The sequence below is a fragment of the Methanogenium sp. MK-MG genome (assembly GCF_009914725.1).
Lineage (GTDB): Archaea > Halobacteriota > Methanomicrobia > Methanomicrobiales > Methanomicrobiaceae > Methanogenium.
Map to the genome: position 1 here is coordinate 19,864 of NZ_JAAAWJ010000020.1, position 12,377 is coordinate 32,240.

At 44.2% G+C, this 12,377-nt stretch carries 9 protein-coding genes; 5 read left to right on the forward strand and 4 right to left on the reverse strand.

The window, feature by feature from the left end:
• Window positions 1–9: 9 nt before the first annotated feature.
• Genes MKMG_RS04890 through MKMG_RS04905 form a run of 4 tightly spaced genes read right to left on the reverse strand, consistent with a single transcriptional unit; the run spans window position 10 to window position 5,724 of the window.
• A complete protein-coding gene (locus MKMG_RS04890; RefSeq protein ID WP_165076272.1) occupies window positions 10–2,094 on the reverse strand; it encodes a tetratricopeptide repeat protein in 2,085 nt (694 codons plus the stop codon).
• Window positions 2,094–3,329, reverse strand: coding sequence for a 26S protease regulatory subunit (locus MKMG_RS04895; RefSeq protein WP_165076273.1), 1,236 nt, complete (start codon window positions 3,327–3,329; stop codon window positions 2,094–2,096). Before MKMG_RS04895 ends, MKMG_RS04890 begins: the two co-directional genes overlap by 1 nt.
• 8 nt (window positions 3,330–3,337) lie before the next feature.
• The gene (locus MKMG_RS04900) at window positions 3,338–5,206 is read right to left on the reverse strand and encodes a tetratricopeptide repeat protein (protein WP_165076275.1); all 1,869 of its coding nucleotides are present in this window, start codon (window positions 5,204–5,206) and stop codon (window positions 3,338–3,340) included.
• The gene (locus tag MKMG_RS04905) at window positions 5,206–5,724 is read right to left on the reverse strand and encodes a hypothetical protein (protein WP_165076277.1); all 519 of its coding nucleotides are present in this window, start codon (window positions 5,722–5,724) and stop codon (window positions 5,206–5,208) included. Before MKMG_RS04905 ends, MKMG_RS04900 begins: the two co-directional genes overlap by 1 nt.
• A 140-nt stretch (window positions 5,725–5,864) precedes the next feature.
• Here MKMG_RS04905 and MKMG_RS04910 point away from each other — a divergent pair, with 140 nt between their 5' ends.
• The 5 genes from MKMG_RS04910 (at window position 5,865) to MKMG_RS04930 (ending at window position 12,290) form a co-directional block, all read left to right on the forward strand.
• Window positions 5,865–6,467 (forward strand): chromosome assembly protein, encoded by a 603-nt coding sequence (locus MKMG_RS04910; RefSeq protein WP_165076279.1) that lies wholly within the window; start codon window positions 5,865–5,867, stop codon window positions 6,465–6,467.
• Between the two features lie 18 nt (window positions 6,468–6,485).
• Window positions 6,486–7,088 carry a hypothetical protein gene (locus tag MKMG_RS04915; protein ID WP_165076280.1) on the forward strand — a complete coding sequence of 201 codons (603 nt, stop codon included), beginning with the start codon at window positions 6,486–6,488 and terminating at the stop codon, window positions 7,086–7,088.
• A 259-nt stretch (window positions 7,089–7,347) separates the two neighbouring features.
• Window positions 7,348–9,261 carry a zinc-ribbon domain-containing protein gene (locus tag MKMG_RS04920; RefSeq protein WP_165076281.1) on the forward strand — a complete coding sequence of 638 codons (1,914 nt, stop codon included), beginning with the start codon at window positions 7,348–7,350 and terminating at the stop codon, window positions 9,259–9,261.
• An 84-nt stretch (window positions 9,262–9,345) separates the two neighbouring features.
• Complete coding sequence (locus MKMG_RS04925) at window positions 9,346–10,254, forward strand: zinc ribbon domain-containing protein (RefSeq protein WP_165076283.1); 909 nt, start codon at window positions 9,346–9,348, stop codon at window positions 10,252–10,254.
• Between the two features lie 362 nt (window positions 10,255–10,616).
• Complete coding sequence (locus tag MKMG_RS04930) at window positions 10,617–12,290, forward strand: 6-bladed beta-propeller (protein ID WP_165076284.1); 1,674 nt, start codon at window positions 10,617–10,619, stop codon at window positions 12,288–12,290.
• Window positions 12,291–12,377 lie beyond the last annotated feature (87 nt).

Consider the following 12,377-nt stretch of genomic DNA (forward strand, 5'->3'; position numbering starts at 1 on the left):
TATCCATGATTATTTGATAATATATTCATTCTGCCACATATCAATCATTGATGACCACAACCGTTCAACCCGCTCATAGGTTTCTTCGCCATCCTCAAGCATCTCAACAGCACGGATATTTTTGCTTAACATTGTATGGACGCGTTCGGGTGCAGACGCCTTATCAAAAAGGTCATCCAACGCCCGCATCTTATCCAGAAGCAGATCATATTTCCGCTGACTACAGCACTGATCGATATCACGGATATGGGTGAATGCATGCAGGAGAACACGCGTCGTATTGGGATCAAAGGATCGTTTCAGAACATTTTCAGTCAGGCTTTCCGCATTTTCCGGATTTGTTGTCAGGGCTGTCTTATAGTTCTGCACATCACAGGCAAAGGTAAACTGTTTCTCTGGAATTTCAATGGATTCAAAACCCTCAGCAACAAATCGCCCGGCAATTCTTAGATCAGTATTGCAGGCCTTTGAATAGATTTTGATGTAGAGTCTCAGTGAACCATCACGCGGAATGACAACACCGTCATGACGGGAAAAACCAAAGTGGAATGACTTCACCCAGGGTTTTTCTATATCGATAGAATCATCCACGCTCACATAGGTGTCCCTGTTTTCAATAACGATCTCAGAAATCCCCGCAGCCTTACCCATCTCAAGGGAAATCCCCCATTCGTCAACGGGCTTGTCCAGACAGTTTTTGAGGCAAATAACATACCAGTACGAGGAAGGATCATGGGTCAGGATCCACTGCTGCACATTCGGTAAATTGCGCTTCGAGGAGAGGAGGAAACCGGTCGTTACCGGATCGAAGATTGTGCGTACTATAAGGAGAGATTCATCCATATTGGAATGAAGAACCTTTCTTTCATCGGGGGAAGATCTTTCTGATGAAAACCCACGGGATATTTTTTCAGAAATCTCAGCCTTTAATTGTTGAGCCCTGCTATTGTCTGGATCCAATTCAAGTGTTTTTGCACAGCAGGTTTGAGCCTCTTCGTATCGTTGCAGACTAAAAAGGATCTTTCCTTTATTATACCATAGATCCACTTCATCAGGATCAAGCTTGATAGCCTGATAATATGCATCAAGCGCCTCATCAAATTCATCTAGACTAAAAAAGGCATCTCCTTTATGCTTCCAGAAACGTGAGTCAGTAGGATCAAGATCAATCGCATGGCAATAAGCATCAAGTGCATCATCATATCGCTGCAAAAAACACATGAAGAAATTTCCTTTCGTATCCCATCGATCAGCATTATTTGGATCAAGAGTGATCATATGATCATAAGCATCAAGTAACTCATCATATCGCTCTAATTCTAACAGAGCAAGTCCCTTGTGAGCCCATATATCCACGTCATTAGGATCCAATTTAATCGCCAGGTCATATGTTTCGAGCCCCTCATCATATCGACCCAATTCACATAGAGTAGAGCCCTTGTTAGCCCATGTATTCATTTCATTAGGATCAAGAACGATCGCATGGTTATAGGCATCAAGTGCCTCATCGTATCTACCTAGAGTCTGCAGGGCAAATCCTCTGTTAGCCCATAGATTCGCATCATTAGGATCAAAATCAATTGCACATTGATAGGCATCAAGCGCTTTATCAAATTGTTCTAAATCATAATAGACATGTCCTCTGCAAATCCATTTCTCCGCATCATCAGGATCAATCTCAATTGCCTGAGTATATGCTTCAAGTGCCTCATCATATCGTTGAAGCTCAGACAGTGCAATTCCAATATTTTGCCATGCAGTTGCATTATCGGGATCAATCTCTGTGGCCTGATCATATGCTTCGAGGGCCTCTTCATATAGTTCCAGTCCAGTCAGAGCATTTCCTCTGCAAATCCATTTCTCCGCATCTTCAGGATCGAGCTCAATCGCCTGATCATATGCTTCGAGGGCTTCTTCATATAGTTCCAGTCCAGTCAGAGCATTTCCTCTGCAAATCCATTTCTCCGCATCTTCAGGATCGAGCTCAATCGCCTGATTAAATGCTTCAAGTGCCTCATCATATCGTTGAAGCTCATACAGATCATCACCTTTGCCAATCCACTTTTTTGCTTTTATTGCCCCTAAAAATCCCATTAAAATCCAGCCTCTCCATATTCATTATTCCAATTCATATAACGCTCAAGATCCTCTTTTCGCACCGGTGACCGTATCTTCTCAAATGCCTCGTCAAAATCAGTGGCACAGAGATCTCTTGTCAAAAGCACCCGCTCTTTGAGTTCATCAAACGGAAGGTCTGCAAGCTCATCCATACGGGGATTCTCCTCATGAATCATCGTCCATATCGCCTGCTGGCAGAGATTCTGAACGTCTCTGCCCGAATACAACTGTTCCACACAACATTCTGCAAGGGCAGCAGCATCAAGCTGAACAGTTCCAAGACCTACCGTATGGAGCCGGATGATAGCCTCACACGACACAGCATCCGGAAGCGTCACATAAATCCGCCGGGGGAACCGTGAGAGAACCGCCGGGTCAAGATCCCATGGCGTGTTTGTCGCTGCCATGGTGAGAAGAAGCCGATCGGCCTTTTTATCCTGCAGGCCATCCATCTCTGTAAGAAGTGAGGAGAGAAGTTTCCGCGTAGCTTCACTCGTGCCCTCTCCTCTGGCAGAACCCAGAGCATCAAACTCGTCGATAAAAACAATGGACGGAGCCTCACTTCGGGCAGAGTCATAGAGCGAGGCAACCAGTTTTGATGACTCTCCAAAATACTTTGAGAGGACACGGTCAGCCTTCACATCATAGAACGTGGCATGCAGGCTTCCTGCCGCTGCGGCAGCAATCATCGTCTTTCCCGTTCCGGGCGGGCCAAAAAGAAGAATTCCTTTCCATGGCCGGATGGCGTCCGGTTTTTTCAGACCAGAAATCACTACGGTCTCTTTTACCAGACGTTTCACTTCATCCAGACCACCAATATCATCCCACCGGACGGATGAGGACGATATCAGGGACGATGCATCAAAGGAACCATCCGTTTCATCCGGAGACACACGATTTTCTGGATTTTGCCTAGGTTTTACGCCGGGTTTCTGTCCGGATGTCTGTCGGGAATTGTGTGCTGATGAACTCCCCCTTTTTTCTGCTGAAACAGGTATTTCTCCCGATGCAATGGCACCCCACCTCTCTGCATCAGAGAGATATTTTTTCCGCAAAGAAGGCATCTGCTCAGCAAGCTGACGGCTCAGAACAGCACAGGCATGCGCTTTTTCACGAACAGTTGCATTGTCATTTTTCCCTCTTGCTGTCTGAAACTCCTGTATCGTTTTTTTCAGTTCTGTTGCAAGAAATCCACTGAGATCCACGGTCATATCATCACTTATTCCATTGTTTTGACAAGGATCATTTCCTTCGATATTTCTGCCATATTCTCAAATTCCTCTGGAATTCCCTCAATTTCCTGCTTGAGATAATATTCAAGAATGCCCCTCTGTTTCTGCACATCAGACAGAATTGACCCTGAGACCAAATGTTCCAGATGAACAACCGATTTACAAGCATTTTGGAGCTCATTCCGGTGTAACTCATCTACATACCCTTTTGCGATAAAATACGCCGTCTGATAATCACTTTTTGACGACTGTGTGGGAACGGGACGTGATGAATCAAATTTTTTCAGAACATCACCAGCGATACCACCAATGGAGCGTTGTTTCCAATTTTTCTCATTGTGATAAAAGACATGGACTTTGTGCTGATCGTTGTAGCAGGTTTTCAGCAGATCTTTTGCTCCATTCCGGGTGAATGTCTTAGAAAGACCTGCATCAACCCACCTTCCGATAGCCCAGACTGAAGCCCCCCGTACACGATTTCTTTTGGAACCAATACCAGTAATGAGAATCCGTTCCAAATCCTTGTTCTCAAGAAAAGATTTGTCAGTAACTGTTGAAAGTTCACCAATGATTGAAATTGCTGCCTTGCGAATTTCAGGGTTTCTGCTTTGAGCACATAGCTTAAGATCGGTAATCAGCATATCAATTTCGCACAGGCTGTTCGAATATCCACGGCTTGCTACAGACCAAAGGGCCCACAGATTTTTTTCCCGAACAGAAGTTTCTCCATCCATGATATGACGGGCAAGTGCCACAATCCCGTTTTCGCGGACAAGTGGTTCGGGGCTTGCATAGAAGGAGACTTTATCCAGAGCAAAAGCGGCCATTTCACGAACTTCTGCATTAGGATCATCTAACAGTCTGATGCAGGGACTAACCATACCTGTCTCAGCTACATGTATACCCTGCCCGGACTCTGCAAGAACTGCCAGCGACCATGCTGCCGCACTTCGTACATCCTCCGACGGGTCATGAAGACAATCAACAAGACGGCATAATATTTCTGATTCAGCCACCTCATGTGAGTAGCTATTGCAGGCAAGGTTTCCAAGAGCCCACAAAATATTCTGTCGCACATCTGGAACCGGATCCTGCAGTGAGCGTTCAAACAGTGAAAACGGTCTTTGTCTGATAATCTGGCCTGCAAGATTATTTTTCACACAACGATCCAACGAATCTGATGCATCTGCCCGTTCCTGATTTGTTCCTGTTGAAAGGAGATGCATAAAATGTGCAATATCAACCTGATCTGGAGCGACATAAATCCGGCAATTCAGTTTTTTGTGGTTTAAAGAATCCTGAATTTCAGTCGAATCCAAATGTGTAAGCGAAAGGGCCTTATCATACCTTTTAAGGGCGTCATTGTACGAGCCACGATCAGAGAAGATGTCCCCTTCCAGAATATCAGGGAATACAAAAGACGGACGCATTTGTATCACTTCTTCGGCCAAGCGGAACGCCTGGTCTTTCTTACCAGTTTCGTACAGGCAGTGTGCTTTTCCGTTGAGAGCCCAGGGATGCCTTTTTATCTTAATTGCCCGGTTATATTCAGTAAGGGCCTTTGGAATTAATTTTTGTTTGAAAAAAATGTCACCTTTCCCAATATGGGGAAAAGGGTAGGAAGATTTGTCAAGAAAAATGGCATGATCATAACACTTTATTGCCTCCTCATATCGGCCAAGCCTCCGGAGTGAACTCCCCTTCCAATTCCATGCTACATACGATTGTGGATCAAATGTTATTGCTTTTTCAAAGAATTTTAATGCATCACGATATTGCCCGGATTTGTATTGTGAATGGCCCTTGTCCATATTGTTTTGATATTTTGAATGAGTATCCGTCTTCTTAAAAAACATCACACACCCCCCAGAAACACCTTAAGTTCCTCATCAATCCGTCCTGCCACAAACGAAACCACATCACCAAAACCACTTACATAGATTGTTACCTTCGTCTTACCTGAATCTTTTCCCCATACCAGGCCAATTTCTGCCTGACCTTTCCGGGTATATGCAGTATAGGATTCCACGCCATCACGGGTGCCCTCGATACTGGCATTTATTTTATTCAGGATGTATCGCAAAAACTGCCGGACTGTTTCGCACTCCATCCCTGTTTCATACTGCAGTGTTTGTGAAATCTCCTCTACTTCCGGAGCACATTCTTCTGCAGTGTACATACGCACACTCTCGGTGCCCCTGTCCAGTCGTGCATAGAGATCATGCAAAAAATCTTCAATACCATCATCACTGACCCGGATGACAACACCTTTCTCTTTGCGCACGTCTTTTTTGCTTTTCCAGCGGTCAATGGTGGCATCAATCCGTTTGCGTTCGGCATCAGAGTGATAATCCACAACAAGGAGATATTCCATTCCTGTTGAATCTGTATGAACTCTGCCCTATAAAATATTGCCTCCATGACGGAGTATCGCAAAATGCCCCCAAACAATATCCTCCATTTTGGAGGTACCTTTATTATGGATCAGAGATTATAATCGATCAGTGAAGTAAGATGGGAATTATAGACCGATTTCGAAGAAACCCAATTGGAAAATTAAAAATCTCTGAACTGCAGGAAGAAGAATTCAAGCTGAAAAGCCGTATCAATCGACTTCGCAAAGAAATTGACCGGATTGAACGCGACAAAAAGGAAAAATTTGGAGAAGGTGTTGGAGCGGATCTCATTAAAAAGAAGATGCTGGCACAGGAACTCAAGCAGATGGACATGGCGGCCAAACTCAAAATTCGCAACTTTATATCATTGCACAAGCAGTATATGTTCATCTCGAATCTTGTAGTGATCAAGAAATATCAGCGTGACCTCCAGAAGACACAGGTTTGGGAAAAGATTCAGGGAATTTCACCTGATGCTTTTGAAAGTTCACTTATTCAGGTAAACCTTGCAGGCAAAGGATTCGAAAACGTTGTTGATGACCTGAACCAGATCTTCACGCTGGACATTGCAGATTCAGACAATGATCTTGATGAATCCGAAAAGCAGATGTTTGAAATCTGGAGCAGTGTTGAGACAGGATCTCTTGACCTTGAAGAAGCAGGCGGACTCTTCTCCGTAGAAAAGGACCTTGAGAAGGCCATTGCAGAATCTGATAATTAATTACAGGAGTGTCCGACAATGAGTATCTTTTCCAGACTCCATGCAAGAAATCCTTTAGATTCGATGAAACTGGGGGATCTAAGGAAGGCAGAAGCACAATTACGATATCAGATTCAGACTACCCTGAATGACAGATCAGCGATGGAGGAGCAGATTACTCTACTCTTTTCCGAGTCTCTGGCTATCGCTGATGATGTGGGAACAGCCATCTGTGCCATGCGGATACAGGCAATTTCAGAATCCTGGCAGTTAAAAGCCCAGACCTGTCTGAACCTTGAGCGGGATTTACAGGTGCTTTCGAATATGATTGCAATTAAAGAACAGGAGAAAACTCTTCAGCGCTCCGGTGTCTGGAAAAAGCTACAGAACATTGACCCGGATACCCTGGAAGAATGGTTGGCAAAATCAAGTATCAGTACTGCAGGTCAAAGGGCCTTGGTAAACGAACTTTCTGAGATTACTTCTGAACATATTTCGCAGTCCGGAACAGGTTCAGTTGATGAATCATACATCAGGTCTCTGATTTCTGAGATGCGGACGGGGAGTCTGTCTTCAGATTCTGCAGGTACAAAATTGTTCAGCAATTTGTCCTCAGAACAACTGGATGGATCATCCCATTGAGGGAGATAAACAGAACAGATATTATAGTTTGTTATGGCAACATTCAGATGAAAAAAAGGGTATGGTAATATAATTGATGTGCATCTGACCAATTCGGAATACATGCCCATTTATTATCCTTATTTTCAATACAGCGGCAATTATGAAGATTCAATCAGCGCGAATCCTATCTTTACGGTGATTGGCCCTCAAAACCTGAAAAACAAACTGATACCGGGTCTGGAGAAAGGTATATCTAATAGTATGAAGTGGTGAAAAAATGGGTTTTTTTGGTAAGAAAAGTGACAATGACATCCCGGCAAACAGGTCTGCCGAAGGATACAGAAGAGAGAAAACATGCCCGAAGTGTGGAACAACCCTTGAAGAAGATGTTAAATTCTGTCCTCACTGTGGAGCAAAAGTTGCGGACTTTACCTGCAACAAATGTGGAGCTTCTGTTCCAGCGGATGCAAAGTTCTGTCCCGGGTGTGGGTATGATGCACGGACATCCCGGCTTGGTAAACTGGTAGGGTCAAATCAGGAAGATTTCTCACGGAACCGTGAGTGGATACGAAAACCAGAGGATTTTGCCAGCCGGTTCGAAATTGAGGACCTACGCGGCATTCTCAAAAAAACGGTTACTGTTGCCGAAGGAACCCGTGCTCTGCTCTTCCAGGGCGGGGCATTTGTAGGTGATCTCAGACCCGGACATTATAATATTGGAAAATTTCTTGAGACTCATCTGCCACTGAACCTTGATGACCGTGCATCCGTTGTGCTTGTTGACGATGGTATTATTGCCATTGATTTCTCCCTTAACAGGACACAGGTCCGCACTGCTGATTCAATCCCGGTCGGCATCAGTGGCACGCTGACGCTCAGAAACACTGACTCAAAGAAATTCATCGACAATCTCCTGAAAGGAAAGAGCCGGATTCTTCTGAGTGATCTTCAGAATGATCTCACCTATGACATTCAAAGCGTGGTTCATGCAACGCTAAGCAGGTACACCATGGATGAACTCTATGGGAATCTCTCAGTCAAGCAGGAGATTGAGCAGCAGGTTCAGACACATGTTGCTCCGACACTGAACACTTACGGCTTTTCCGTAGAGCACCTCAGGTTTGTCCGGTGTGATGAAACAGACTGGAAAGACATCATTGAGAAACGTGGCACACGGACGAAAAAAGTCGCCGGGGCGGAGCTTGATATCGACACCGAGCAAAAAATCAGGCAACTCCTCTCAAATGACAGAATCAATAAACTTTCAACCGAAGACACCGTTGAAGCCTATGTTCACGAGCTTGCAAAGGTTGGAATAATCCGCACCAATGATATCCAGGACCTGAAAATAGAACTTAACAATAACCGGGACGACAAGGAATACATCCGCTCTCTCGTCAGGGATAAGGCCCGGCAGATGCACCGCCATGAAACTGCTGATGCAGAGCTTGATCATACTTTGAGTCAGGATGATCGACAGCAGGCTCACGAAATAAAAACTGACGATGCACAAAGAGAGCACGGAGAAAAGTGGGCAGAACGTGAACATGCCCGTGATGTCAAAGAGATGGAGAGTCTCATCGGCATCAAAAAGCAGATGAGTGAGGCAAAACTTCAGAAGCAGACCGGCGAGCAGGGACTCCAGCACAGAGACCTGGAAAAAGAGGCTGAGATTGAAGGGATTAAGCTCTCACAACGTACCAATGCGTCAGCTGAAGCACTCCTCACCATGACAGAGGGAAAGACGGCTGAACACCTGACTGAACTGGAGAAGATGAAACGTGCAGCTGTTTTGGATGCAGATCAGATTGTTGCACTCTACGCAAAAGACCCGGTTGCCGCTGCTGAGGCAATGAAACAGAAGTTTGGTTCAGCTGAAATGGAAAAAATGCACGCGGCCCGCCTTGGAGATCAGCAGGCATTCATGGAGATGATGCAGAAGAATTTCGGTGAGAATTCTGATCGTATGGTCGATGTGATGAATCAGGCCCTTGGTGCAATGGGCAGCACGGCAACAGCACGAGGCAGTGCCCATCAGGCACAGGGTTCAACTGTCGTTGCCGGTGGAGGTATTGGCCAGCCGGTTATCGTGAACCCGGTGCAAAATGAAAATACACGGGCATGTCCTGAATGTGGAGCTGAGAACAACGCATCGGCAGGATTTTGCAAGGAATGCGGCCAGAAACTTTGATGAGGGGGAATACTGTATGCAAACCCCCCACTTTATTCAGTATGTTCAGGTCACGCCATTTGAATATGAGGTCGTCTGATAGCCATGTTTGGAGATGGAGACCTTACCTGTATTGAAAATCTGCTGAAACCGGCAGAGATCATCATTGACAGTGGCACCGGAATTTCAAGAAGATCGTATGAGGAAAGAGTCAGACTCTGGAATGAAGTTCGCAGTAACTATTCACGGTTTGAAAACCGTGAGTGTGGATCTTTTGACAAAACGCTTGACCTGCACTTCCGTTCAAAGTTTGAGGCATCCCTTCTCACTCTTGCAACAAGTTTTCGCAGAAACAGAGAAGATCCTGTTGAAGCCAACACCTTCACTGAAGACGAACTGTTGCTGTATGAACTCATTGAACGGTATCACGTTCTCCCTTCAAAGAAGGAACTGATGACCGTTCTTCTCTCAGGTGAAGGGAAAGGATCTGAATTTTTGAATGTGCACTACCGCTACATCGATGGTATGATACTAGATGCCTGCAAACGGCCCGGTGCTGCCAATCCATATCTTCTCCATTTTCTGAAGAGCAGATGGAACAAATATGACAAACGCCTGCAGGATGTTGTAACAAGTGCCATCGAAAATAACGGTCTCCGATGGTTTGTCACATTTATCGGGGATGGAAACAAGCGTGCAGAGCAGATAGTCTACAACATATCCGGAGGTTCAGTGAATCTTGGCAACGGTGTGCAGGTTGTTGACAGTATCCTGAGTCGTGCCGGGATTACCAATGAAAATGCCAGTGATTCAATTTTCCCGAGTGAAAGGAAAGGTTCACCGGGTGGCGTACAGGTGCAGGACAGTGTGGTAAACAGGTCGACATTTGGAGATACTGGCAATGGAGATGCCCGGACAAAGAGTTCCGAAAGATTTTGTGCGGCATGTGGAACCAGGTTACCTGATGGTGCACAGTTTTGCACTGATTGTGGTAACCGCGTGGAATTCGAATGAATATTCATATGCTTATGCCTGTCAGACATACCCTTCACATAATTGCAATACATAATCTCTGCCCATATAGGACAAGTATGTGGTTCAGATATTGCTGATATGATGCGACAATGACCACAATCCCACTTCGGAAATATGATACTATCAGATTGATGAGCAATACGGTCTGAATATTTAAATGAATGTGAAATCGGTGAATTACTCAAAGGGAAACAGACGATTACAGAGATCTATGAAGATGTTTATACGTGGGCACGAGGCAGATCAGCATAGACTCTTTTTTTCAGTTTTTGTCTGAAAGAAACTCACCAAAAAATCATCCGGATTGGTAAAGGGATTAGTAAATAGGGGAATAAATATTGATGTCTGCTAAAAAATCAGTTTTGATAGGATTGTTGATTCTATTCATATCGAGTTTCGTCGGTGTGGCTGCGGCATACGATGGATATGAATATCTAACGGAGTGGGGGTCTTTCGGTGCAGATAGTAGGGAATTTTATAACCCATTTGGCATTGACATTGACAGTTCAGGTAATGTTTACGTTGTTGACAACTTTAACAACCGTGTCCAAAAATTCACATCAGAAGGTACATATCTCACAATGTGGGGAACCGAAGGAACGGCCAATGGAATGTTTTCTTCACCATTCGATGTTGCCATTGATGATTCTGGTAACGTCTATGTTGCCGATTCAAAAAATAACCGCATTCAGAAGTTTACCTCTAAGGGCACATTTCTCACAAAATGGGGATCAAAAGGTTCAGCTAATGATGAATTTTCAAGTCCATGCAGTGTTGCCGTTGACGGTTCAGGTAATGTTTATGTTGTTGACTTCGGTAATTCCTGCATCAAGAAATTCACGTCTATTGGAATGTATCTCACAAAGTGGGGATCTGTTGGTAAAGACAAGGAGGATTTTCATAGTCCATGCAGTGTTGCTGTTGACGGTTCAGGTAATGTCTATGTTGTTGACTCCGGAAATAACTGCATTAAAAAGTTCACTTCCGAAGGCACGTATCTCACTCAGTGGGGATCTTTTGGTTTAGGTAATGGAGAATTTCATAGTCCATACGGTGTTGCTGTTGACCATTCAGGTAATGTTTACGTTGCTGACTCTGGTAACGACCGCATCCAGAAATTCACCTCTAACGGAGAATATATCACATCGTGGGGATCAGAAGGATTAGGCAATGGGGAATTTTCGTTACCATCTGGTGTTGCGATTGATAATTTAAATAACATCTACATTACTGACTCCAATAATAACCGCATCCAGAAATTCGAAAAGTCAATTGCACCCCCAATTACCACTACCAGTAGTGAGCTTCTTTCTTTCTCCATGCAGGATCCAATCCTGTTGGTCATACCGATAGCAATTATTGTAACAATCCTTGCTGACGTGATACTTATCAGAAGAAAGAGAAATCTTCAAAAGAAGAGGAAAGGAAACATTTGCGGAACAAAAAAGCCAAATCCCAAAATGCAAAATGAATCCGACAAAAATTGGGGAACAGCTGACACACCCAATAAAAACCAAAAAGCTATGATCCATTCTCCGGTAATGTCAGAAGATGAATTATATCTCAAATCACCGTCAGATGATGTCACATCAAAGATGATTCAGATTAAAATATCTCTCAAAAACAAACAATTTATCAGAGGCAAAGAAATGCCTCTTTCCCTGGTTATGAAGAATACAGGGACAGTCGCTTTAGAGAATATTCACCTGAAAATATCTGGTGAATTTGAGATTATTGAGAAACAACAATTCCACCTTTATTCAAAAGAGTCCAGAGAGATATCTCATCTGATCCGACCTGTGCGTTCAGGGGATTTCTCATTGACTGCTACGATTTCTGCAACCTTTGCGGGAATCCGTAGATATGAGGATGTACAACATCTGGAAATATCGGTGACTGACCCCCCTGAGAAACGGAAGGTTCCTGTCCCTGAAAAAAATAATGTGAATCTCACTACTATAACATCACCAGCGGGTAAAGAATTCCCTCCATTATTACTGAACACAGTACTTTAAAATCCGGCAGACCCTTTCTCTCAGACTCACCCCTCAATACCAATCTAAAATGCCTGCTATGCGAGTATTTTACCTAAATTCTCCCAT

Bases quoted from the DNA above. Each gene is read 5' to 3' on its own strand.
- MKMG_RS04890 (WP_165076272.1), bottom strand. From the start codon at position 2,094: ATGGGATTTTTAGGGGCAATAAAAGCAAAAAAGTGGATTGGCAAAGGT.
- MKMG_RS04895 (WP_165076273.1), bottom strand. From the start codon at position 3,329: ATGACCGTGGATCTCAGTGGATTTCTTGCAACAGAACTGAAAAAAACG.
- MKMG_RS04900 (WP_165076275.1), bottom strand. From the start codon at position 5,206: ATGTTTTTTAAGAAGACGGATACTCATTCAAAATATCAAAACAATATG.
- MKMG_RS04905 (WP_165076277.1), bottom strand. From the start codon at position 5,724: ATGGAATATCTCCTTGTTGTGGATTATCACTCTGATGCCGAACGCAAA.
- MKMG_RS04910 (WP_165076279.1), top strand. From the start codon at position 5,865: ATGGGAATTATAGACCGATTTCGAAGAAACCCAATTGGAAAATTAAAA.
- MKMG_RS04915 (WP_165076280.1), top strand. From the start codon at position 6,486: ATGAGTATCTTTTCCAGACTCCATGCAAGAAATCCTTTAGATTCGATG.
- MKMG_RS04920 (WP_165076281.1), top strand. From the start codon at position 7,348: ATGGGTTTTTTTGGTAAGAAAAGTGACAATGACATCCCGGCAAACAGG.
- MKMG_RS04925 (WP_165076283.1), top strand. From the start codon at position 9,346: ATGTTTGGAGATGGAGACCTTACCTGTATTGAAAATCTGCTGAAACCG.
- MKMG_RS04930 (WP_165076284.1), top strand. From the start codon at position 10,617: ATGTCTGCTAAAAAATCAGTTTTGATAGGATTGTTGATTCTATTCATA.